The organism is Sphingomonas sp. PP-F2F-A104-K0414, from assembly GCF_004340945.1.
Taxonomy (GTDB): Bacteria; Pseudomonadota; Alphaproteobacteria; order Sphingomonadales; family Sphingomonadaceae; genus Sphingomonas.
Window position 1 is genome coordinate 67,406 of the sequence record NZ_SLYD01000008.1, and the last position, 23,130, is coordinate 90,535.

Annotated in this window: 17 protein-coding genes; 10 read left to right on the top strand and 7 right to left on the bottom strand. The window is 66.6% G+C overall.

Features of this window, described 5'->3' with window-relative positions; all coding sequences use genetic code 11:
• The first annotated feature begins 74 nt into the window (after window positions 1–74).
• From C8J46_RS17445 to C8J46_RS17465, 4 genes are all read left to right on the top strand, one after another.
• A complete protein-coding gene (locus C8J46_RS17445) occupies window positions 75–758 on the top strand; it encodes a peptide-methionine (S)-S-oxide reductase (RefSeq protein WP_243643481.1) in 684 nt (227 codons plus the stop codon).
• A 539-nt stretch (window positions 759–1,297) separates the two neighbouring features.
• Complete coding sequence (locus C8J46_RS17455) at window positions 1,298–2,968, top strand: alkaline phosphatase D family protein (protein ID WP_243643482.1); 1,671 nt, start codon at window positions 1,298–1,300, stop codon at window positions 2,966–2,968.
• Window positions 2,969–3,118: 150 nt separating this feature from the next.
• Entirely contained in the window at window positions 3,119–3,367 is a 249-nt protein-coding gene (locus C8J46_RS17460; protein WP_132741813.1) for a hypothetical protein, read from the top strand.
• A gap of 104 nt (window positions 3,368–3,471) precedes the next feature.
• Window positions 3,472–3,693 (top strand): hypothetical protein, encoded by a 222-nt coding sequence (locus C8J46_RS17465; RefSeq protein WP_132741815.1) that lies wholly within the window; start codon window positions 3,472–3,474, stop codon window positions 3,691–3,693.
• 15 nt (window positions 3,694–3,708) lie between these two features.
• Here the strand turns inward: C8J46_RS17465 and C8J46_RS17470 are convergent, their stop codons facing one another.
• Window positions 3,709–4,431, bottom strand: a complete 723-nt coding sequence (locus C8J46_RS17470) for a transglutaminase-like domain-containing protein (protein WP_243643495.1) — start codon at window positions 4,429–4,431, stop codon at window positions 3,709–3,711.
• Here C8J46_RS17470 and C8J46_RS21300 point away from each other — a divergent pair.
• Window positions 4,420–4,560 carry a hypothetical protein gene (locus C8J46_RS21300; protein ID WP_243643483.1) on the top strand — a complete coding sequence of 47 codons (141 nt, stop codon included), beginning with the start codon at window positions 4,420–4,422 and terminating at the stop codon, window positions 4,558–4,560. The two genes, C8J46_RS17470 and C8J46_RS21300, sit on opposite strands and share 12 nt — an antisense overlap.
• A gap of 120 nt (window positions 4,561–4,680) precedes the next feature.
• On the opposite strand, the gene C8J46_RS17475 is transcribed toward C8J46_RS21300, so the two are convergent.
• From C8J46_RS17475 to C8J46_RS17490, 5 genes are read right to left on the bottom strand one after another with little or no spacing between them, the layout of a single operon-like run.
• The gene (locus C8J46_RS17475) at window positions 4,681–7,086 is read right to left on the bottom strand and encodes an ABC transporter permease (protein ID WP_132741819.1); all 2,406 of its coding nucleotides are present in this window, start codon (window positions 7,084–7,086) and stop codon (window positions 4,681–4,683) included.
• A gap of 10 nt (window positions 7,087–7,096) precedes the next feature.
• Window positions 7,097–9,514, bottom strand: a complete 2,418-nt coding sequence (locus C8J46_RS17480) for an ABC transporter permease (protein WP_132741821.1) — start codon at window positions 9,512–9,514, stop codon at window positions 7,097–7,099.
• A gap of 10 nt (window positions 9,515–9,524) precedes the next feature.
• Window positions 9,525–9,653, bottom strand: coding sequence for a hypothetical protein (locus tag C8J46_RS21430; protein WP_279388909.1), 129 nt, complete (start codon window positions 9,651–9,653; stop codon window positions 9,525–9,527).
• Window positions 9,653–10,333 (bottom strand): ABC transporter ATP-binding protein, encoded by a 681-nt coding sequence (locus C8J46_RS17485; RefSeq protein ID WP_132741823.1) that lies wholly within the window; start codon window positions 10,331–10,333, stop codon window positions 9,653–9,655. Before C8J46_RS17485 ends, C8J46_RS21430 begins: the two co-directional genes overlap by 1 nt.
• A gap of 8 nt (window positions 10,334–10,341) precedes the next feature.
• A complete protein-coding gene (locus C8J46_RS17490) occupies window positions 10,342–11,625 on the bottom strand; it encodes an HlyD family efflux transporter periplasmic adaptor subunit (protein ID WP_243643484.1) in 1,284 nt (427 codons plus the stop codon).
• A gap of 117 nt (window positions 11,626–11,742) precedes the next feature.
• Here C8J46_RS17490 and C8J46_RS17495 point away from each other — a divergent pair, with 117 nt between their 5' ends.
• The 5 genes from C8J46_RS17495 to C8J46_RS17515 all read left to right on the top strand — a co-directional run bounded on the left by C8J46_RS17495 (window position 11,743) and on the right by C8J46_RS17515 (window position 20,832).
• Window positions 11,743–12,966, top strand: coding sequence for a response regulator (locus tag C8J46_RS17495; RefSeq protein WP_243643485.1), 1,224 nt, complete (start codon window positions 11,743–11,745; stop codon window positions 12,964–12,966).
• On the top strand, window positions 12,956–14,152 hold the full coding sequence (locus C8J46_RS17500; protein ID WP_132741827.1) for an ATP-binding protein: 1,197 nt from the start codon (window positions 12,956–12,958) through the stop codon (window positions 14,150–14,152). The genes C8J46_RS17495 and C8J46_RS17500 overlap by 11 nt, the downstream gene beginning before the upstream one ends.
• 142 nt (window positions 14,153–14,294) lie before the next feature.
• Complete coding sequence (locus tag C8J46_RS17505; RefSeq protein ID WP_132741829.1) at window positions 14,295–15,848, top strand: aldehyde dehydrogenase (NADP(+)); 1,554 nt, start codon at window positions 14,295–14,297, stop codon at window positions 15,846–15,848.
• A 273-nt stretch (window positions 15,849–16,121) separates the two neighbouring features.
• Window positions 16,122–19,250, top strand: coding sequence for a PAS domain-containing protein (locus C8J46_RS17510; protein ID WP_243643486.1), 3,129 nt, complete (start codon window positions 16,122–16,124; stop codon window positions 19,248–19,250).
• Window positions 19,251–19,485: 235 nt separating this feature from the next.
• Window positions 19,486–20,832: an AarF/ABC1/UbiB kinase family protein gene (locus C8J46_RS17515; RefSeq protein WP_132741831.1), complete on the top strand. Its 1,347-nt coding sequence runs from the start codon at window positions 19,486–19,488 to the stop codon at window positions 20,830–20,832.
• A gap of 6 nt (window positions 20,833–20,838) precedes the next feature.
• Here the strand turns inward: C8J46_RS17515 and C8J46_RS17520 are convergent, their stop codons facing one another.
• On the bottom strand, window positions 20,839–23,055 hold the full coding sequence (locus tag C8J46_RS17520; RefSeq protein ID WP_165886615.1) for an ATP-binding protein: 2,217 nt from the start codon (window positions 23,053–23,055) through the stop codon (window positions 20,839–20,841).
• Between the last annotated feature and the right edge of the window lie 75 nt (window positions 23,056–23,130).

The following is a 23,130-nucleotide window of genomic DNA, read 5'->3' on the forward strand; positions in this document are numbered from 1 at the left end:
TCATACTCTCCGGGCGGTCTGCCGCTGACCGCCCGGCGTAACATGGCGTCGCAACCAGCGTTGGGGAATTGGCAATGCAGAAAATCGGCTTTGGCGGTGGCTGCCACTGGTGCACCGAAGGGGTATTCCAAGCGTTGCTCGGCGTCGTCGAGGTTGAGCAGGGCTTCATTCAGTCTGACGCCCCGTGGGATGCTTGGTCAGAAGGTGTGCTGGTCCATTTCGACCCTGCGATCATCGATCTCGGAACACTCGCCGAGGTCCACCTGAGGACGCATTCGGCGAACGGAACCTACTCCCCCGGCGGACGGTATCGCAGCGCTATCTACGTTTTCGACGCGCATCAGCGTCAGACAGCGGTGCTGATGATTGACCATATCGCGACCGAGTCCGGAGCGCCGGCACGGACGATGGTGCTCCCGTTCGTCGCCTTCAAACCGTCCGAGGCGCGCTACCAGAATTACTACCGCAGCAACCCGGACCGGCCCTTTTGCCGCCGCTATATCGATCCCAAACTGGATTATATCCGGCGCAATTTCGCGGCCATCGCGCGGCCTTTAGAGGCGGGATATCGTACCGAGCGCGTATTGCGCATCGTGCCGTCAGGCGGTGCAGGAGGAATGCCGCAGACGCAGGTTTATGATGTGCGCCGTAGCAACCAGGACGCTACCGGCAACGGTCATGGCGATCTCGGCCGCTCCCTCCTGCAGCGCAAATGCGCCGATCGTCATCAGCACGATCCCGATCAGCCCGAGACCTAGCGGCAACGGGGCCTTGTGGCTGACGTTTCCACCTAGCAGAGCGACCACCGCGACCGGTGCCGCGAACAGCAGCACCCAGCGATGAAAGCTTTCGGGAATCGCGATGATCGCGGACAATGACGGTGCCGCAGCCAGGAGCAACGGCAGTGCCAGACAATGGATCATGCACGCCGCCGATCCCGTCACCGCCACCCGATCGAGCCAGTCTACACCGTAGATACGCGCACTCTTCATCTTGCCGACCTCACATACTTTAGGGTATGATACATCATCTCCTATATTGGGTAAAACACCGATGCAACATATGCGGTCGCAAGAAAGCTTCGACGTTGTTCGGACCAAAATATCGGATCCAGAGTCTCCACGAAGGGCTCCCGCTGCGGAGGCGCGGTGGCTTCGCGCGTTGGACTGTCCTCGAACATCAGACCCGTAATGGCGGGAAAACGGCCCCATGCAACGCAGCTGACACATTCGCGATCCATGATCGACACGTGTCAGCCGGGCTCATCTGTGGTCCGAGGCAGCAGGATGCTCACCCTATGACGCGTTTGATGGTGTCAGCGATGCAAGGCGACCCGGCGTTCACCGCCGATCTCGCCGCGGCCCGACACGAGATCGCGGCGCTCCGACAGGACGGCGGCGCGGCGAAACCCGACACGGCATTCTGCATACCCAACCTCTCTACTGACAGGACATCCATGACCGACACTAGCTCGCGCCTGCTTCTCGATCGCCGCACCCTGATCGGTGCCGCCGCAGCGATGATCGGCGCACCGGCGATCCTGCACGCACAACAGCTGTTCGGCGCCTACCCGTTTCGCCTGGGCATCGCGGCGGGCGATCCGGTCGCGGACGGCTTCGTCATCTGGACGCGGCTCGCCCCCGATCCGCTGGCCGAGCATGGCGGCATGCCGATGCAGCCGGTCGAGGTCGCGTGGCAGGTCGCGACCGATCCGCGCTTCGCGACGTTGGTCGCCGGCGGCAAGGCGCTGGCACGTCCAGAACTCGCGCATTCGGTCCATGTCGAGGTCGAAGGCCTACTGCCCGATCGCCCCTATTGGTACCGGTTCAGCGTCGGCAGCGAGCGCTCGCCGGCAGGATGTGCCCGGACACTGCCGATCGCCGGCGCGTCGCTCGAGCGGCTTCGCTTCGCGGTCGCCGGGTGCCAGAACTACGAGGATGGGCTCTATACCGCCTATCGCCACCTCGCAGCGGAGGAACCGGCGTTCGTCTTCCACTATGGCGACTATATCTACGAAGGCCGAAGCGCACCGATGCCGGTCGGGTATGACGGCAAGCCGCGGCGGTTCGTACGCGAGCATGCCGGGCAGAAGCTGTTCGACCTAGCCGATTATCGCCGCCGCTACGCCCAATACAAGACCGACCCGGACCTCCAGGCGGCGCATGCGGCGGCGGCGTGGTTCGTGAGTTTCGACGATCACGAGGTCGAGAACAACTGGGTCGGCGAGATCGACCAGGAGAATGATCCGCCCGAAGTGTTCGCGCTGCGCCGGGCTGCGGCGTTCCAGGCGTATTACGAGCATATGCCGCTGCGCCGTTCGGCGTTTCCGGGACCGGCCGGCATGCAGATCTACCGTCGCGCGACGATCGGCAATTTGCTCGACCTGCACCTGCTCGACACCCGGCAATTTCGGACCGATCAGCCCTGCGACGATGGTTTCAAGACGCGGTGCAAGGGGTGGGCGGATCCGGCGGCGCAGGTCATGGGACGCGCGCAGGAAGCGTGGCTGGCGACCGCGCTGAAGCAGAAGAAGGCGCGCTGGAACGCGCTGGCGCAGCAGGTGATGATGATGCCGCTCGACCGGCGCACCGGTGACGAGCCCACGCCGATCCGCAACATGGACAGCTGGGGCGGCTATGATGCGCCGCGCGAACGCGTGCTGAAGATGGTCGAAGGACTCGGCAACACCGTCGTCCTGACCGGCGACGAGCATCAGAACTATGCAGGCGTGCTACGTACCGAGGCTGGCCAGGGGGACGCCGTCGCCGTCGAGTTCGTCGGCACGTCGATCACCTCGGGCGGCGATGGCGCGGACCGCCGCGTCGGAGAGGACCGCATCCGAGACCGCAACCCGTTCCTCGCCTGGACCAATGACCGGCGCGGTTACCTGCTCTGCGACGTGACCGCCGACCAGTGGAAACCGAGTTCCGCACCGTCGACACGGTCACGCGTCCCGATGCGCCGGTGAAGACGGCCGGCACCGCGATCATCGAACACGGCCTCGCGGCGGTGACGATGACCGCCTCCGCCTGAAACCCGCCCGTATTGCGCCACGTCAATTTCAGTTTGCGACGACGATGCTAAACACCCTTTTGGACTGTGGCCTGGGGGGAATGACATGGGTATCCCGTGGAACGAGTTGGCGACGCTGATCCGGGTCACCGACCGTACGACCGAAACGGCGGCTAGCCGCGAGATGGTGCAGCAAGGCCCGCTGCACCGCGTGGTGGAGACAGTTGCCGCGATGCCGCCGGACGCGCGTCGCGGCCTGTCGGTATCATTACCCGATCGTCGCGTCCCGCCGCATACGTTCGACCGCCACGCGATCGATGCTCTGATCATCGATCTGCGCCGCACGCGACCGTGACACGTCGACGAACCTGTGCAAATTGATGCCGAACCGACAACATCGGCGTTGCGAGGTGGCTGCGTCCGCCTAGCGCGTAACGCCGCACCCAAGAGAACCTGTCTATGACTCCAACTGTCATCACGCCCAGCGGCCCCGGCGCTATGGAAGCTGGCCTGGTCCTCGACGAGGAAGGCAGCCGCTTCGTCGTGCTCACGTTCAAGGAGCCGAACGGCGAGCCGACGCTCGTCACCTTTACGGTCCCGGTCTTCCAGAACTATGTCGAGCATCTGGTGCGGACCGCGAAGGCCGCCGACGAGGATGCGAACTGGGGTATTCCCGGTTGAACCCGGACGCAGCTCTCACGTCTGCAAGGACGCCAATATGCTGGAGACCTTTGCGCGCAGTTCCGGCTCGCGTGTGATCTCCAGCATCGCACTCAGACTCTTGCGAGTGCCGGCGACGTCGCCGCCGATGAGTTCGAGACGCGCCCGCTCCCACCAGGCATGACCGGAATCGGGCGCTACGAGAGTCATACGGTGGTAGAGGGTGAGCGCACGGCGCCCCTCCCCTGCCGCTTCCGCCCGCGTCGCCTCGTTCAGCAACAGGCGGACCAGAATCGCCCGGTTCGACATGGTGGCAACGTGGCTGGCCGCAGCGATCCGCCCGGGATCCATCGTTTGTAACAGTACGACGAGTTGATCGCGATCGACGGCCTCGCCTCCGCGAAACGGATCGATCATGACCGGAACCGCTTCTTCGCCGAGCAACACGAGCACATGGCCCGGAACGTCGAGCATGTTCGCCGTCCAACCCAGCCGTCGCGCCGCCGCGACGTAGAGGATCGACAGGCTCACCGGCAGCCCCCGCCGGCGTTCGATAACGCGGATCATGTCGGTATTGGCGGGATCATCATACGTCGTTCGATCGCCGACAAAACCGAACTCGTCGCCAAGGACATTGGCGAGAAGCCGGGCCTGCGACTTGGCGTCACGCACCTCGCCGCCGATTGCGGCCAGCCTGTCCGCGATCGACTGGAACACATTCAGCACGCGATCGGGATCGACATTGGGATGATCGGGCATCGCCAACGCCAGCGCCGCCTCGTCGAGAACGACGTCGTCGTCATCGATAAGGCCGAGACCGATCAAATCATCATGCATCTCGACAACATGGTAGCGCCGCCACCGTCCGCAACGCGTCCCGCACCATGAAACGAATATCTCTTCGCGCGGCGTCGTCCGCATCGTACAGATTCATTGCACGAATAGCGTAAAACGTCATGATCCTCGGGTGCGTAGACCGGTTGCGAACTACGGAGCGCCGCGTCGGAGCTATTCGTACCGCAAGGCTCGCGCAGGCTCGCTGCGCGCGACCCGCCATGCCTGACCGAAGATCGTTGCCGTCGCGATACTCTCGGCAAACACGATCGCTCCCACGAACAGCCAAGGGGATAGCGCGACCCGATCGTCGAACCCGGCCAACCAGCGGGTCATCGCAAGGTATGACACCGGTATTGCGATCACTCCGGCAGCGAAGACCGGAACCAGGAACTGCGCGATCAGCAGCGTCAGGACGTCGCGGGTCGAGGCCCCAAGCGTCTTGCGGATACCGATCTCCTTGATCCTCCGCGCGGTGTCGAATGCGGCTAGGCCATAGAGACCGACACAGCCGATCGCGACGGCGAGCACTGCTCCGATCATGAACAGGTGCGACCGTTGCGCATCGGCGCGGTAATAGGTGTCGTATAATTGTCGATCCACCGGCAACGCGACAAAGGGTATGGCCGGCGCGATCCGCCGCCAGAGCGTCTCCATTGCAGCCGTCAACTGGCGACCATCGCCGGCATGACGGACGGCTAAGACGGGGTTCGAAAGGGTCTGATCGCGTTGGTAATAGGCTTGCGGTTCGACCGGATCGCGGGGTGATTTGAACCGCATGTCATCAATGACCCCGACGACGGTGGCACTATTCCCCGTGCCCGCGTTGCTGGCGTCGCGGACGGTACGGCCGATCGCCGCCTGCGGGGTGGCGAAACCCAGCATTCGCACCGCGGTCCGGTTCAGCACGATCGCGCTGGCACCGGGTGCCTTGCGTAGCGCGTCGTCACCGCGATAGCGGTGCGCATCGAGAAATCGTCCGGCGAGCAGATGCGCGCCATAGGTCGCAAAGAACCCCTGCGCGACGTCGGCACGCACGATCATCGGCTCCGTGCCGGTTGCACCCTCGCGGTGCATCGCCGCGATCCCGAAGCTGCCACCGGTCGGTGCCACCGCCGATTGTGCCACCGCCATGACACCGGGTAGTCGCGCAACCGCGGCCATGAACGCCCGCCGCTGACTATCGTCGATGGCCTGGTCCCCGAACATGCGTAGAGCGATCAGCCCTTCACGATCGAACCCGACGTCCGAAGCCTGGAGATGGTGCGTCTGGGCTACCAACACCGCGGTACCGATCATCAACCCGATCGCGACTCCGAATTGGCCGACGACCATCGCGCGACGCAGCAGCGTTCCGGCACGGTGGCCACCCGGCGAACGGACCGACGCAAGCACCGCCGCCGGCTGGAACCCCGCCAGGATGAACGCGGGGTAGATGCCGGCGACCAGGCCGACCGCGAGGATCAGCAGCATAAGCGGCGGCACGATCGATCCCGTGCCGATATACGTCATCGACAGCGTCGTACCGCCAGCGACATTGACCAGCGGCAACACCAGTTCGGCAAGTGCCAGCCCGATCAGCCCAGCCATTGCCGCGGTCACCATCGCCTCGCCGACGAACTGCGCGACGAGCTCTTGGCTGGTCGCACCGACAACCTTGCGGATTGCGACTTCGCGCGCCCGCAACCCAGCGCGCGCGGTCGCGAGGTTCACATAGTTCACGATTGCAATCAGCAGCGCGAGGACGCCGACTGACCCCAAGGCACCGACGACGATCCGGTCGGTCGGGTTCGCCAGATGAACATCGGCCACCGGTACCAAGCTCTGCTTCAGCACGTCGCGCGGCAGGTCCGCGAAATTGAGACCGGGATGGCGGCGCAGGAATGCCGGAAACATCGCGGCCCTTCGCGCCCCGGCCTGTGCATCGGCAAAGCGGAGGAAGGTGACTACGCCCGACCCGCCTGCCAAGCCGACATCCACGCTCGGCAAGGCGACATAAATGGAGTGGCGGTACGTCATCGCAGCCGGCGGTTCGGCGATCACCGCTCCGACCTGAAACGGCGTCGCCTTGCCATCGATTATCAGCATCAGCGTGCGTCCGATCGCAGGTCCCTTGCCGAAGTAGGTTTCGGCGATCCGCTGCGTGACCACCGCGCCATCGGGGGTCGCGAGTGTTGCATGGGGGTTTCCGGCGATCGCTGACAGGGGAAACAGCGTAAAATAGGCAGGGTCTACGCGGGCCACCTTCTCCTTGGTGAGCATAGTGCCGTTCTGCACCGGCATCGAGTCCTCCAGCAACCGCGCGCCGTCGACCTCTGGCCAGTCGCTCTCGATTTGGCCGAGCAGCGGCATCGGCGAGGGAATGGCCATTTCCGGAGACCCTGGAAACTGCATCGTCTGCTTGACGACGCGGACCCGCTCCCATCCCGGCAACACGCGGTCGTAGCCGGTCTCGAAGCGGACGAAGAGGAACAGCACCAGGAACACCGCGATGCCGAGCGCGAGCCCGCCGATGTTGAGCACCGCATACAGCCGATGCCGGGTGAGCGAACGGTACAGCGTCAGGAAGGCTGAGGACATCGATCGGCGCCTATTCGTGACGCAGCGCGCGCGCGGGCTCGGCACGGGCGACGCGCCAGGCCTGGCCGAAGACCGTGCCGCTCGCGATCAGCACCGCGGCGAGCGAGGCGCCGACGAAGAACAGCGGCGACAGCGCGATCCGGTCGTCGAACCCGCCGAGCCAGCGCTGCATCGCGACATAAGCGAGCGGCCACGCGACGAGGTTGGCGAGGATCACGGGGCGCAGGAATTGCCCGATCAACAGCCGCAGCACCTCGGCGGTCGAAGCACCGAGCGTCTTGCGGATACCGATCTCCTTCACGCGCCGTGCGGTGTCGAACGCCGCCAGACCGTACAGCCCGATGCAACCGATCAGGACCGCCAGCACCGCGCCGATCGTGAACAGCCGCGAGCGTTGCGCATCCGCCTTGTAATAGCGTTGGTACAGATTGTCCTCGACCGAGCGCGCCTCGAACGGAACGCCGGGAACGACGCGCTTCCAGGCCGCCTCGAGCGCCGCCATCATCGTCTTCGCATCGCGGCCGGCATAGCGCACCGCCGCGAACGGCGAGAGGATATCGACCGTGTTGTAGGTGTAGGCGACCGGCGTGACGGCATCGCGCGGGCTCCTGAAGCGCAGGTCGTCGACCACGCCGATGATCGTCGCGTCCCGCTCGCCGTCGTTGATCGCCTGCCCCAGTGCCGCGGCAGGCGACGCGAAGCCCAGCGCGGTCACCGCCGTCCGGTTGATCACCACATTGGGCCCTGCCCGCTTGCGTTCGGCCATCGTCAACAGGCCGCGGTCGTCGGCATGCGCGGCGTCGAACAGGCGCCCCGCGACGAGACGCGCGCCGTACACCCGGAAATAGTCGCGGCCCGTGCCGACATCCATCAACGATATCTTGCTGCCCGACACGCCGGCACGGCTGTACCCCGAGAAATTGGTCGTGCTCTGGTCGCCCGGGGCATTGTTGGCGACGGTGACGCCGACGACGCCGGGGGCCGCCGCGAGGCTGCGCAGGATCGCAGCGCGCTGCGGGGAGTCGATCCCGCCGGTCATCAGCGAGCGGACGATTATCAAGCCGTCGCGACGAAACCCGAGATCGGCGTCACGGATATGCTCGGTCTGTTTGAGCATGACGCCGGTGGCGATGGCGAATGCGATCGCGATCGCGAACTGCACGACCACCAAGGCACTCCGCAGCCTCGTGCCACTCCGTCCACCACCGGGCGCGCGCGTCGAGGCAAGCACCGCAGCCGGGCGAAACCCCGACAGCACGAATGCGGGATACAGCCCCGCGACCAGTGCGATACCCAGGACCAGCAGGACCAGCGGCAGGACGACGCCGTCCCAACCGACATAGCGGATCGCCAGCGACGTTCCGCCAAGCGCGTTGACGAACGGCAGCGCGATCTCGGCAAGCGCGAGCCCGATCAGCGCCGCCACTGCGACCGTCGCCAGCGCCTCGCCCAGGAACTGGCGGATGAGCGACCGCCGCGTGCCGCCCAGCACCTTGCGCATCGCCACTTCACGCGCGCGCAACCCGGCGCGCGCGGTCGCCAGATTGACGTAGTTCACGATGGCGATCAGCAGCGTCAGCAGCCCGACCGCCCCCAAGGTCGTGACGATCGCGCGATCGCCCGGACTATACAGATGCATCGCGGTCAGCGGCCGCAGCGACTGGAAATACTCGCCTTTCTTCAGATTGCCCCCGGCATAAGCGTGGCGATCGAGAAAGGATGGCAACTGCGCCTCGAACGCCCGCGCTGCCACCGCATCGGGAAACCGCAGGAACGTGGTCAGCGACGCGCTGCCCCAATGCTCCCACCATTCGTTGCCGAAGCGCGTCCGTGAGATTTGCGCGAACATCTCGCTCTTGAAGGTGACGTCGTCGGGCATGTCGCGCAGCACCGCCCCGACCTTGTAGGGATAGGTCGTCCCATCGATCGACAGTTGCAGCGTTCGGCCGATCGCCGACTGGCTCCCGAAATATTTCCGCGCGGTCTTCTGCGTGACGACCAAGCCGTTCGGATCGGCGAGCGTTGCTGCCGGATCGCCTTCGACCGCGGGAAAGCGCATGAGATCGAAGAAGTTCGGGTCGACCGTGCCCAAATCCTCGGCGGTCGCCTGCCCGCCCTGTTGCACGGTCGCCGCCATGTTCATGTAGCGCGTGCCGACCAACTGCGGGTAATCCGCCTGCAGGATCTTGAGTTCGCTGCCCATCGTGTTCGGATTGGTGTCCGCCGGATAGCCCGGCATCACATAGCGCTCCTCCATCACCCACAACCGGTCCTGTTGCGGCAATACGCGGTCGTACCCGGTCTCGAATTGCACGAAGAGAAACAGGACGAGGAACGTCGCGATCCCGAGTGCGAGACCGCCGATGTTGAGCAGCGCGAACAACCGGTGATGCGCGAGCGAGCGATAGAGACTGGTGAGCGCGGACATGGCGGTTCCTTCAGGCTTCGCTATCGGGCGTGGGGTCGAGCTGGGGGCCGGGCTTGGCCCCGGGCTTGGTCGCCGCGAGATGGCGGACGAGCACCACCACGAGCAGCATCAGCACGATCATCTGGAGCGAGCGGCGCATCAGGCGGCGCGCCGTGCGGACGACAGGATGCGGCCGTCGAGCATATGCACCGTTCGCTTGGCGATATCGGCGTGCGACGGGCTGTGCGTGACCATCACGATCGTCGCGCCCTCCGCGTTCAGCTGGCCGAGAATGTCCATCACCTGCGCGCCGTTCTCGGTATCGAGGTTGCCGGTCGGCTCGTCGGCGAGGATCAGCCGCGGCTCGCCGACGATCGCGCGGGCGATCGCGGCGCGCTGTTGCTGGCCGCCCGACAATTGGTGCGGGTGATGACGCTGGCGGTGGGCGATGCCGACGCGGTCCATCGCCGCCGCAACCCGCTCCTTCTTCTCGCGCGCGGGCATCGTCCGATAGGCGAGCCCCAGCGCGACGTTCTCGGCGATCGTCAGCTCGTCGATCAGGTTGAAGCTCTGGAACACGAAGCCCAGCCGGTCTCGGCGCAGCCTGGCAAGCTCCGCCTCCGGAGCGCGCGCGATATCGGCGCCCTCGAACAGGTACCGCCCGTCGGTCGGTCGGTCGATCGTGCCGATGATGTTGAGCAAGGTCGATTTGCCGCACCCCGACGGGCCCATGATCGCGACGAATTCCCCCGCCTCGACGAGCAGGTCGATACCGCCGAGCGCGGTCGTCTCGATCTCGTCCGAGGCATAGGTGCGGCTGAGGTCCTGTAGCTGGATCATATCGAATCCTATCGGATGAGGAGGGTCTGGAAGGGGGTGTAGGTGCCGAGCGCGGTGGTCACGATCCGCTCGCCGGGGGCGAGGCCGGAGACGATTTCGACCTGGTCGGGATTGCGTCGGCCGGTGACGATCGCCCGCCTGACGGCCTTCTTGTCGCCGTCGAGCACGAACGCGGTGGTGCCGCCGGCATCGAGCCAGCCGCCCGAGGGCGCGACCACCGCGGGCCGGTCCGCGCCGAGCACGAGCCGCACGTCGAGCGTCTGGCCGCGGTTCAGTCCCGTGGGTGCAGCCCCACGAAAACCAAGCTCGACGCGAAACCGGCCTTCGGTCACCTGTGGCAGGATCTTGATGACGGACATCGGATAGCTGCGTCCGTCGATATCCGCGGTCGCCGCCAGCCCCCCCCGGACGCGTCCGAGGTAGAATTGATCGACATCGGCGGTCAGCTTCCACTGTCCTTCGGAGTCGATCTGCCCGACCGGGTCGCCGGCCTTGAGCGTCTGGCCGGGTTGCAACGTGAAGGCGGTCAGCCGCCCCGCGACCGGCGCGCGCAACACTAGCGCGGACAGGCTCGCGCGGACCATCGCCAGGCTTTCGCGCAACTGTCGCGCGGTCGCGGCGATCCCCGAGGACTGGTCCGCCAGCGTCGCGCCCGCTTCCGCGGTCCCGCGATCGAGCGCCGAAACACGCGCCTGCTGATAGCCGACATCCTCGCGCACCGGATCGATCGCGGCGCGCGTGATGATCCCCCGGTCGAACAGCACCTGCTTCTGCGCGAGCAACGTCCGCGCCTTGGACAGCGCGTTGCGTGCCTCGGCCAGATCGCGTGCGCCATCCTGCCGGGTGTTCTGGACCGACAGCCGCTGGCCGCTGATCGCGCTCAATTGCCCGACGATATCGGCCGAGCGGCTGGCGACGTCGAGTTCGAGCGATGGATTGGACAGGCGCGCGAGCGGCGTGCCGGCCGCGACCATCGCGCCGTCGCTTGCGGCGAGTTCGGCGACCTGTCCGCCCGAGATCGCGGTGACGAACACGGTGCGCAAGGGTGCGACCTCGGCACGTAGCGGCACGAAATCGCGGAACGGCGCGCGCAACACATCGCCGGTGCGGATCGCCGCGGCATCGACGGTCAGCGCATTGGCGCCGGGCATCAGCACCCATAGCAGCACCGCGGCAGCCAGCACGGCGAGTACAAGCGCACCGCGCACGATCCGCTTGCGCCGCCGGGCGTGCGGACGCTCGATACGCCGGTCCATCGCGGCACCGGTGCCTGTTGAGGTCGTCTCCGTCATGCTGACAGTGTACGGGATCGAACGAAGCAAACCTAAGCCGCTGTTATTAGGCGGCTTTCTTGAGGAAAGCACCGGAGCGGTCACTACGACTGTACCAACTGTCCGTTTCCGGACACTATGACGGCCATGTCAACCGAATCGCATATCCTGGTCATCGACGACGATCCCGACATCGCCAAGGCGGCGCGGTTGCTGCTCGAGCGGCACGGGATGCGCGTGTCGACCGCGGCGAACCCGGAGGCGGCCTGGGTCTTGCTCGCGGGCGAACCGATCGACGTCATCCTGCTCGACCTGAATTTCGCGCGCGGGCGGACCACCGGCGAGGAGGGCTTCACGATGCTCGACCGGCTGATCGCCGCGGACGCGCGCGCGGTCGTGATCGTCGTCACCGGGCACAGCGGGATCGCGGTGGCGGTTCGCGCAATGCGCAGCGGCGCGACCGATTTCGTGATCAAGCCCTGGAACAACGAACGGCTGCTGACCACGGTCGAACGCGGTCTCGCGCTGCGCCGCGCGAGGCTGGAGACCGCCGCGATACCGCCTGTCCATGACGGCATCCTGCTCGGCGAAAGCGCCGGGATCGCGCGCGCCCGCGACCTGATCGCCCGCGTCGCGCAGACCACCGCGCCGATCCTCGTCCACGGTGCTGCGGGCACCGGCAAGACGCTGATCGCCCGGCTGATCCATCAGGCCTCGCTGCATGCCCATTTGCCGCTCGTCACGCTGGATGCCGAGGCGGCGGACGCCGCGGCTATCGCCGAACGCACTGCGGCCGCAGCTGGTGGGATGCTGGTGATCGACCATATCGACCGACTGCCTCGCGCGCTCAACGGCGTTCTGCTGGCTGCGTTAGATGGCATTCGCGTCATAGCGACCGCGCGGCTGGATCGCACCGGGATCCGGGCGGCGATCGGCGAAGACGTGCTCGACCGGATCGCCACGATCGAGATCCCGTTGTCCCCGCTCGTCGATCGCGTCGGCGACGCGGTGGTGCTCGCCCGCCATTTCCTCGCGCTGTTCGCGTACCGCCATGGCCGGCCGACCATAGCGCTCGACGAAGATGCCGCGCGCGCGATCGCCGCGGATCGCTGGCCAGACAACGTCCGCGGTCTGCGCCAGACGATCGAACGCGCGGTACTGCTCGGCAACGGCGACCTCATGCTGTCACCCGCTACCGCCGAGCCCGCAGCGCTCGCGCCCGACCTGTCGCTGGCACGCAACGAAGAGTCCCTGATCACCGCAGCGCTCGAACGCCATGCCTTCAACGTCAGCCGTGCCGCCGCCCAGCTCGGTCTGACGCGCGCCGCGTTGTATCGACGGATGGCGCGCTATGGCCTCTGACCAGGCGCGCGCGATGTTGCGCGCATTGGTGATCGCCGCGGCCGGTGCAGGCGGCGCGGTTGCCGCCATGCGCGGCCTGTACGCCACCGCATTGCTTGCCGCGCTGATCACGATCTGGATCGCCGCGCTCGACCTGGTCGATCGCGGTCCTCGACGGCCGCCGGCACCTCCGCCCCCTGCGCCCGTTTTCCCCGGAGAAGAGGAACGGCGCCGCCTGAACGCCTATCTCGATCTGTCGCCCGCCCCCTTGGTCGCGCTCGACGACGGTCGGCTGCGCGTCGTCAACCGCGCCGCGCGGCGCTTGCTTGGCGCTAGCGATCTGGTCGCCGATCCACCCGAGGGGCTCGTCGCGGCGCTCTCGGAAACCCGCCCCGGCCGCACCGTCACGATCGACATCGGCCAAGACGCCGACGTCCGCAGCTTCGCGCTTGCCACCGGCGATCTCGCGCTGACCGGCCGGATGACGCGGATCGGCGCGCTGATCGACATCGACGCCGAACTAAAGGCCGCGGAAGCCGCCGCATTGCGCGATCTCGTCCAGGTGCTGAGCCATGAGATCGTCAACGCGCTCACCCCGATCGCCTCGCTCGCCGAGACCGCGGTGGCGATGCTCGACGATCCCGAGCCTGCGCTGCCCAAGATCCGCGAGGCGATCGAGACCGTCGCGCGCCGCGCCGCCAGCCTGCATCGTTTCGGCGAAAGCTACCGTACGCTCGCAAAGCTGCCCTTGCCGATCCCCGCGCGGATCCCGCTTACGGGATTTGTGAACGACCTTACGGCGTTGTTCACGATCAGATGGCCCCACATCGCCTTCACCGCCGATCTTGAGGAGGCGCCGGCGTTTCTGCTGGCCGATCCTGATCAATTGACCGCCGCAATTTGGGCGGTGCTGCAAAACGCAGCGGAGGCGTTGGACGCCACGCCTGCTCCTCACGTCACGCTGGCTATCCAGGCCCGCGTCGGCGAAACGCGCATAACCATGACGGACAACGGACCCGGTATTCCTGCTGAGAACCTGAAGGATATCTTCCGACCCTTTTTCACGACGAAACAGGCGGGCAGCGGAATAGGGCTGGCCCTCGCTCGCCAGATCGTTCGTGGCCATAATGGCGACCTTACGCTCACCCATTCCCTCGCGGGGCAAACCCGGTTTGAAAGCATCCTTCCGTCGGTCGCGGCGCCGTGATGGCAACGCCGTCGAAGCCGTTGCACCGCGATCACGCTTGGCTTGCGCTTGCGTGTTACCGCTCCCACTAATACTGCATGCGCAACGCTCGCCGGCCCCGACGCGATGGTCCGGCGGGCATCGACTGACCTGGAGAATTGATATGGACGGCACCTTCCCGATCGGCGCGCGCGCCGTGAGCAGCGACGTCACCTTCCTCGCGATCGACCCGTCGACGGATGCAAGGATCGAGCCCGCCTTCGCGGTATCGAGCGAGGCCGATGTCGCCGAGGCGTGCACGCTCGCCGCAGCGGCGTTCGACGTTTTCCGCGAGATCGATCCCGAGGCTCGCGCAGTATTTCTCGAGACGATCGCCGACGAGATCGAGGCGATCCACGAGCCGCTCGTCGCGCGCGCGATCCAAGAGAGTGGCCTGCCCCGGCCGCGCCTCGAGGGTGAGCGCGGTCGTACCACCGGCCAGCTTCGCCTGTTCGCCAAGCATCTGCGCGCCGGCACTTGGGCGTCGGTCGTGATCGACGAGGCGCAGCCCGACCGCAAGCCGATGCCGCGGTCCGATCTGCGCCAGCGTCGGATCGCGGTCGGTCCGGTCGCGGTGTTCGGGGCGTCGAACTTCCCGCTCGCCTTCTCGGTCGCGGGCGGCGACACCGCCTCCGCGCTGGCGGCCGGTTGCCCGGTCGTGGTCAAGGGTCACCCCGCACATCCCGGCACGTCGGTGATGGTCGGCAAGGCGATCCAGGCCGCAGTCGCCAAATGCGGCTTGCCCGAAGGCGTGTTCTCGCTGGTCCAGGGTCCGGCGAACGAGCTCGGCGCGGCGCTCGTCACCGATCCGCGGATCAAGGCGGTCGGCTTTACCGGGTCGCGTGGCGGTGGCCTCGCGCTGGTCAAGCTCGCCGCAGCACGTCCCGAGCCGATCCCGGTCTATGCCGAGATGAGCAGCATCAACCCGGTGATCCTGTTCCCCGCGGCGCTCGCGGCGCGCGGCGAGGCGCTTGGCAAGGCGTATGTCGGGTCGCTGACGATGGGGTCGGGGCAGTTCTGCACCAACCCCGGCATCGTCGTCGCGGTCGATAGCCCCGATCTCGACGTGTTCGTCGAGGCAGCGGCTGCCGCCCTGGGTGAGGCCGCGCCGCAGGTGATGCTCACCCCGGGCATCCATGCCAGCTACGAACAGGGCGTATCGGCGCTCGCCGGGCACGACTCGGTCGAGACACTCGCGCGCGGTACCGAGGCCGAGGGCGCAAACCGCGGTCGTGCCGCGCTGTTCTCGACCACCGGCAAGGCGTTCGTCGCCGATCCGGCGCTGTCGCACGAAGTGTTCGGTGCGGCCTCGATCATCGTCCGCTGCGCCGATCTCGCCGAGGTTCACAGCGTACTGGAAAAGATCGAGGGTCAGCTCACGATCACGCTGCAGATCGACGAGGGCGACTATGCCGACGCCGCCGCGCTGGTGCCGGTGCTCGAGCGCAAGGCTGGGCGCATCCTCGCCAACGGTTGGCCGACGGGTGTCGAGGTTGCGCCGGCGATGGTGCATGGCGGCCCCTTCCCGGCCACCTCGGACCCACGCACGACCTCGGTCGGCACCGCGGCGATCGAGCGCTTCCTGCGCCCGGTCTGCTACCAGGATCTGCCCGACGCACTGCTGCCCAAGGCGGTCAAGCACGGCAACCCGCTGAACCTGCCGCGCACCGAGGGCTGATCGACTCGAAGTGATAGGGAAGAGGGCGCTGCCGTACGGAAGCGCCCTCTTGGGTTCTGCCGGTGGCACGGTGTCCGCCGGAAGCTGCTGCGCCCAACGCATTCAAACGCCGTCACCCCAGCAAAAGCTGGGGTATCAGGCTTGGCGCAGGGATCGCTCGTCACGGGGATACCCCAGCTTTCGCTGGGGTGACGGGTGTTTGGATACGGCGCATGCCATCCCTAACCACGCGAATTCATTGACACGCGTGCGCCGCATACGCACTAGTCCGGCATGACAATCCCAGTCGCGTCGCGCACCATTTCCCTGCCAGACGACCTTGCAGGCTATATCGACGATCTCACCGCCGCCGGCCACGGCGACGCCACCATGATCCTCCGCACCGCGCTCGAACGGATGCGCGACGGCGAAGCGACATCGTCGAGCGAAAGCCTGATCGGTGGCGGCGAATGCGGCATGCTGGTCCGCCAGCGCGACTGGAGCGCGACCTCGCTCGGCCCGATCGACTCATGGCCCGCCGAGCTCCGCGTCACGCTCGCCAACATCCTCAACTCGCCGGTCGCCAAGGTCGTGATGTGGGGTCCCGAGCACATCATGCTCTACAACGACAGCTACCGTGCCGTCGCCGGCGACCGCCACCCCGCCGCGCTCGGCAGCCCGGTCGCGACCGCGTTCCCCGAAGTGTGGGACTGGAACCGCGCCGTCCTCGAAGCCGGCTTCCGCGGCGAGACCGTCGCCTATCGCGATCAGCCGATCCTGTTCCAGCGCCCCGACGGCCCCGAGACGCTGACGCTCGACCTGTTCTACACGCCCGTCTACCGCCCGCATGCCGGCGTCGGCGGCGTGCTATGCACGATGGTCGACAATACCGGCCGGGTCGAAGCCGAGCACCGTCTCGCCGCCAGCGAAGCCGAACTGCGCCGGATCACCGATGCGGTGCCCATGCTGATCTCGTACATCGACCGCGATCACGTCTATCGCCTGGCGAATGCGCAGTACGAGGAGTGGCTGGGCGCCAACCCCGAAGCCATGATCGGCAGACCCGTCCGCGACGTCCTCGGCGACGCGGTCTATCAGGATCGCCGCCCCTCATTCGACCGAGCGCTGGCCGGCGAAAGCTTCACCGCGCAGACCGTCTTTCCGCATCGCGACGGTCGCGCGCGCCGTGCCGAATTTCGTTACGTGCCACACATCGCGGCGGATGGCGCGATCCCTGGCATCTACGTGCTCGGCATCGACGTCGAGGAGCGCGCCGAGCGCGAAGCGGCGATCGGCATCAGCAACGGCCGCTTCCGCACCGCGATGGACGCGGTCCACGGCGTACTCTGGACCAACAGCCCGGATGGCCGGATGATCGGCGAACAGCCCGGTTGGGCGGCGCTGACCGGCCAGTCGATCGACGAATACCAGAATTTCGGCTGGGCCGACGCGATCCACCCGGACGATGTCGCGTCGACGATCAAGGCCTGGACTGCTGCCGTCCTTAGCAAGTCGATGTTCGTTTTCGAGCACCGCGTCCGTCGGCACTGCGGGACGTGGCGCACTTTCGCGGTACGCGGCCTGCCGATGTTCGACCACGCCGGCGAAATCCTCGAATGGGTCGGCGTCCACACCGACATCACGCATCAGCGCGCTGCCGAGGCCGCCTTGCGCGAACAGGCCGAGGCGCTCGCGCGGCAAGTCCGCCACCGCGAGCGCGCCGAGGATCAGCTCCGCCAGCTCAACGAGACGCTCGAAGCGCGCGTGATCCGCGAGATCGACGAACGTCGCCAGGCCGAAGCCAAGCTCGCCCAGTCGCAGAAGATGGAGACCGTCGGCAAGCTCACCGGCGGCGTCGCGCACGACTTCAACAATCTGCTCCAGGTCGTCTCTGGCAATCTCCAGCTGCTCGGCAAGAATCTGGCGGGCAATGCGCGCGCCGAACGTTGGGTCGAGAATGCGATGGCGGGCGTATCGCGCGGGTCGAAGCTCGCCGCCCAGCTGCTCGCGTTCGGCCGTCGCCAGGCGCTCGAGCCCAAGGTCGTCAACGTCACGCGGTTCGTGCGCGGGATGGACGACATGCTCCGTCGCGCGATCGGCGAAGGCATCGAGATCGAGACGGTGGTCGGCGGTGGCCTGTGGAACACCTTCATCGACCCCGCGCAGATCGAGAACGCGCTCCTGAACCTCGCGATCAACGCGCGCGACGCGATGGAGGGCCAAGGCAAGCTGACCATCGAACTCGGCAACGCGCACCTCGACGACAGTTATGCACAGGGTCATGACGAGGTCGAGGCAGGACAATATGTCATGCTCGCCGTGTCCGACACCGGCACCGGCATGAGCCCGGAGATCATCGAAAAGGTCTTCGAACCGTTCTTCTCGACCAAGAGCGAGGGCAAGGGCTCGGGCCTCGGCCTGTCGATGGTCTATGGCTTCGTCAAACAGTCCGGCGGCCATGTGAAGATCTATTCCGAGGTCGGCGAAGGCACCACGATCAAGCTCTATCTACCACGCGCGATGGGGAGCGAGGACGTCGAGGTCGTCGCCGATGCCAGCCCGATCTCCGGCGGCACCGAGACCGTGCTGGTGGTCGAGGACGATGACGAGGTCCGCGGCACGGTCGTCGAGCTGCTCACCGATCTCGGCTACAGCGTGCTGAAGGCAGTCGACGCGGCCAGCGCGCTGAACGTGGTCGAGAGCGGCGTGCCGATCGATATCCTGTTCACCGACGTCGTGATGCCCGGCACGCTGAAAAGTCCTGAACTCGCGCGGAAGGCCAAGGAACGCCTGCCCGATCTCGCGGTGCTGTTCACGTCTGGCTATACCGAGAACTCGATCGTTCATGGCGGCAAGCTCGATGCGGGTCTCGAGCTGTTGTCGAAGCCATACACGCGGGAAGCCCTTGCGCGGAAATTCCGCCAGGTGCTCGCCAATCGCCAGCGCTCGGGCAGCCCCGCCGCCAAGGCCGCGCGCGACGCACGGATCGAGGCCGATCGTCGGCTCGACACGCCTGCCCGCCGCACCGTGCTGCTGGTCGAGGACGACGCGCTGATCCGCGCCAACACCGCCGAGATGTTGCAGGGCAGCGGCTTCGTGGTGGTCGACGCGGCGAGCGCGGAGGACGCGATGACCGCGCTCCAGACCGTGCCGATCGATGCGCTGGTGACCGACGTAAACCTGCCGGGCGTGTCCGGACCGGACTTTGCACGGACCGCGCGGGCGTTGCGGCCTGGCGTCGGCATCGTCTTCGCGACCGGCGACACCGCATCGGTCGCTGACGAGACCGATGCGATCATGCTGGAGAAGCCGTACGGCCTCGACGCGCTCGCAGCCGCGGTGCTGGCATCGCTCGGCGAAACGATACTTGCGGATCCGCTGGAGGCCGCAACACCGACGGTTCGCCTGACCGACGCAAAATAGAACGTCGGAGCGATCCTCCCCCCGCCAGGGGGAGGTGGCGCTGAAGGCGACGGAGGGGAGGGCCCGGAACGTACGTTTCCCCTCCCTCCCCCTCCGTCAGGCTGCGCCTGCCACCTCCCCCTGGCGGGGGAGGATTGAGACCTTATCGGTCCGCGGTGACTCACATCAATTGCGCCCTCGCTCTCCCGCCCCATATTCTGGTCGAAGGTCGCGCCCAGCGACTGAAGGATCTGATTTGACCGAAGACCGCGGCAGCAAAGCCAGCGCAGGACGCGCGATTCCCAGTGGCCGTCTCGCGCGTCTCGGCGTTTTTGGACGTCTCGCCGGTGGTGTCGCCGGCGGGGTCGTCGCCGAAGGTGCACGGCGGCTCGCCAGTGGCGAACGCCCGAGCATGGGCGATCTGCTGCTCACGCCAGCGAACGCCACGCGCGTCGCCGACCAGCTCTCGCACCTGCGCGGCGCGGCGATGAAGCTTGGCCAGATGATCTCGATGGACGCGGGCGACATGCTCCCGCCCGAACTCGCGACGATCCTCGCCAAGCTCCGTAACAACGCGCACCACATGCCACCGCAACAGCTCGACCGCGTGCTCGCCACCGAATGGGGCAAGGACTGGCGGCGTCGGTTCGCGCATTTCCAGGCGCACCCGGTCGCCGCCGCGTCGATCGGCCAGGTCCACCGCGCGCGCCTGCCCGACGGATCGGAACTGGCGATCAAGGTCCAGTATCCCGGCGTGAAGGACAGCATCGACGCCGATGTCGACAACGTCGCCACGCTACTCCGCGTGTCGGGGCTGTTGCCCAAGTCGCTCGACATCGCCCCGCTGCTCAACGAGGCGAAGCGCCAGCTCCACGAGGAGGCCGACTATCTGCGCGAGGCGACGATGCTCGCGCGCTACGGCGAACTCCTGGCGGGCGAGAGCGCGTTCGTCGTGCCATCGCTGGTCGCCGACCTGACGACACCGCGCGTGCTGGCGATGAGCTTCGTCACCGGCGTGCCCGTCGAGTCGCTCGAAACCGCTCCCCAGGAGGTGCGTGATCGGGTGATGCATGATCTGATCTCGCTGGTCCTTCGAGAATTGTTCGACTGGCGACTGATGCAGACCGATCCGAACTTTGCCAATTACCGCTGGCAGCCCGACACCGAAAAGCTCGTGCTGCTCGATTTCGGCGCGGCGCGACCGCTGCCTGCCGAAACCGGCGAAGGCTATCGCCGCCTGCTCGCCGCCGCAGTGGCTGGCGACCGCGATGCGGTTCGCGAGGCCGCCATCGCTGCGGGTTTCCTCGGCGAGGCGGCGGTGGTCCGGCATCGAGCCTTGGTCGACCGGATGATCGACGTGATCCTCGGCGAGCTCGCCAAGCCCGGCCCGTTCGACTTTGGCGACCGCGCGTTCGTCGGCGTGCTTCGCGAGCAGGGCACCGAGATCGCGCGCGATCGCGAGACGTGGCACCTTCCGCCGATCGACACGCTGTTCGTCCAGCGCAAGATCAGCGGCACGGCGTTGTTGGCTGCCCGGTTGAAGGCGAAGGTCGATATCCGGACGATGGTCGCCGCCTATTGCGCCGCAGCGCCGGTTGACTGACTGGATCTACTCGACGAACGCCGCCGTTGCGCGCTGAAGCGCAGCGGCAAGTTCGCCCATCGAATACGGCTTCCGCAACAAATCGAATCCGTGCGAGCCCTCGCGCGAAATGACTTCGCTATACCCGCTGGTCAGCAGGATCGCGGTCTCGGGATAGCGCCGGCGGATTTCACGCCCGAGCTCGATCCCGGTCATGCCCGGCATCATCACGTCTGAGAAAACGACATCGAACCTCGTGGTTTGCCCGTCGAGCACGTCGAGCGCTTCCTCGGCATCGCGCGCGAAGACGATGGCGTGACCCAGATCGGCAAGCGCCGAGATCGCAAAATTGCCGACATCGGGATTGTCCTCGACCACGAGGATACGCAGCGAGGCCTGCTCGGGACAGATGGCCGGCTCCGGATCGGCGATGATCGGGGTCATATTACGCTCGCGCGGGAGGTACAGCGCGAACGTCGCGCCTTCGCCCGGGACACTGTCGACGATCACTTCACCGCCCGATTGCTTGACGAACCCGAAGACCTGGGACAGCCCAAGTCCGGTGCCGTGGCCGACCGCTTTGGACGTGAAGAACGGTTCGAAGATGTGCTCGATATGCGCAGGGTCGATGCCCGTGCCGGTATCGCGGATCGAAATCCTGACGAAATCCCCATGCTGTGCCGCGTGACCGCGGACCGCAGGAATACGCTTCGCGGCATCGACGTCGATCGTCAGGCGGCCGCGCTGGTGCATCGCATCGCGCGCATTGACCGCCAGGTTGACGATCGCGGTCTCGAGCTGGCTGGCGTCGGCGTTGACCAGGCAAGGCTCGTCGGGAAGCCGCATCGACACCTCGATAAAGGCGCCCGACAGCGTCGCGATCATGTCGGTCATCCCGTGCAGGATCGTCCGCGCATCGACTATCGTCGGCGTCAGCGACGATCGCCTGGCGAACGCGAGCAGCTGGTTCGTCAGTTTGGTCGCGCGGTCGGCCGTATCGGCGATCGCGGCGATATAGCGCGTCCGGCGATCCTCGGTCAGGTCGGGGCGCTTGAGCAGATCGGCCGATCCGCGGATTACCGTCAGCAGGTTGTTGAAATCATGGGCGATCCCGCCGGTCAGCTGGCCCAGCGTCTCCATCTTCTGCGCCTGGCGAAGCGCCTCGTGCGCCTCGGTCAACTCCAGCGTACGCTCGACCACGCGCTGCTCCAGCGTGTCGTTGACGTCCTGGACCGCCTTGAACAGCCGTGCATTGTCGATCGCGATCGCCGCCTGCGCCGCAACCCCGACCAGCAGCCGTTCGTGCCGCTCGGTGAACCGCCCAACCGCCGAATGCCCGAACAGCAACCCGCCCAGCACGGCCCCCGATCGCGATGTCACCGGCACCGACAGATAGCTGCGGACCGGCAGATGCCCCTTGGGCATCCCGTAATGCGGCGCGCTGCGACCATAGCGCGGATCGGCGAGAATATCGTCCGAGCGGATCACGCCTTCGTTGCGGAAGGTCGGGCCGAACACCGCGGTCGCACGCGGGCGCCCGAGCGTTTCGAACGCCGCGCGCTCGGCGCCGGCCAGCGTGAACAGATGCAGCTTCTCGCCCGTCTCATCCATCAGGTTGTGGAAATAGGCACCGAACTGCGCACCGGTCAGCTTGACGCCGGCATCGGTGACCATCTGGATCAGCGGCTCGAGCTCCAGTTCGGCCGCCAGCGCCGCGCCGGTGAGGTTGAGCGTCTCGAGCGTGTGCGTCTCTCCCCTCAGCCCGCGCTCGGCGAGCACCGCGTCGGTCGTCTCGACGACGACGGCGAGCACCCCGCCGGGCACGCCATCATGATCGAGCACCGGCGAGTAATTGAGATCGAGAAAGACCGCGTGATCGTGTGTCGGAAAATATTGCGACATCTCCTGCCGCGCGAACGACAGCGTTTCGCCGGCCAGACAGACGCGCAGGACGTGCTCGTTGAATGCCCGCGCCTCGGGCCACGCATCATGGACCGTAGCCCCCAGACCGGCGGGGTGCCGGGCGCCGACGATAGCGGCATAGGCGTCGTTGTAGATCATGACGCCGTCGCTGCCCCACAACAACGCCATCGGCACCGGCGCCCGCAGGATGATCGAGGTCGCGGTCTTGAGGTATTGCGGCCAGCCGTCGATTGGTCCGAGCGGGGTCGACGCCCAGTCCGTCTCGCCGATCAGCGTCGCCAGTCGCCCGCCGTCGCCCAAGAACGCGAATTCCTTCGACACCATTCCGCCTTTTCCACGCCGACCGCTTCGCGTCTCTGTCGGGGCCCGCTCAACAATACAAGATTGTTTTCCGCA

Coding starts and splice junctions, on each gene's coding strand:
- C8J46_RS17445 (WP_243643481.1), top strand. CDS start 75: ATGCAGAAAATCGGCTTTGGCGGTGGCTGCCACTGGTGCACCGAAGGG.
- C8J46_RS17455 (WP_243643482.1), top strand. CDS start 1,298: ATGACGCGTTTGATGGTGTCAGCGATGCAAGGCGACCCGGCGTTCACC.
- C8J46_RS17460 (WP_132741813.1), top strand. CDS start 3,119: ATGGGTATCCCGTGGAACGAGTTGGCGACGCTGATCCGGGTCACCGAC.
- C8J46_RS17465 (WP_132741815.1), top strand. CDS start 3,472: ATGACTCCAACTGTCATCACGCCCAGCGGCCCCGGCGCTATGGAAGCT.
- C8J46_RS21300 (WP_243643483.1), top strand. CDS start 4,420: ATGATCGGGCATCGCCAACGCCAGCGCCGCCTCGTCGAGAACGACGTC.
- C8J46_RS17470 (WP_243643495.1), bottom strand. CDS start 4,431: ATGCCCGATCATCCCAATGTCGATCCCGATCGCGTGCTGAATGTGTTC.
- C8J46_RS17475 (WP_132741819.1), bottom strand. CDS start 7,086: ATGTCCTCAGCCTTCCTGACGCTGTACCGTTCGCTCACCCGGCATCGG.
- C8J46_RS17480 (WP_132741821.1), bottom strand. CDS start 9,514: ATGTCCGCGCTCACCAGTCTCTATCGCTCGCTCGCGCATCACCGGTTG.
- C8J46_RS21430 (WP_279388909.1), bottom strand. CDS start 9,653: ATGCGCCGCTCGCTCCAGATGATCGTGCTGATGCTGCTCGTGGTGGTG.
- C8J46_RS17485 (WP_132741823.1), bottom strand. CDS start 10,333: ATGATCCAGCTACAGGACCTCAGCCGCACCTATGCCTCGGACGAGATC.
- C8J46_RS17490 (WP_243643484.1), bottom strand. CDS start 11,625: ATGACGGAGACGACCTCAACAGGCACCGGTGCCGCGATGGACCGGCGT.
- C8J46_RS17495 (WP_243643485.1), top strand. CDS start 11,743: ATGACGGCCATGTCAACCGAATCGCATATCCTGGTCATCGACGACGAT.
- C8J46_RS17500 (WP_132741827.1), top strand. CDS start 12,956: ATGGCCTCTGACCAGGCGCGCGCGATGTTGCGCGCATTGGTGATCGCC.
- C8J46_RS17505 (WP_132741829.1), top strand. CDS start 14,295: ATGGACGGCACCTTCCCGATCGGCGCGCGCGCCGTGAGCAGCGACGTC.
- C8J46_RS17510 (WP_243643486.1), top strand. CDS start 16,122: ATGACAATCCCAGTCGCGTCGCGCACCATTTCCCTGCCAGACGACCTT.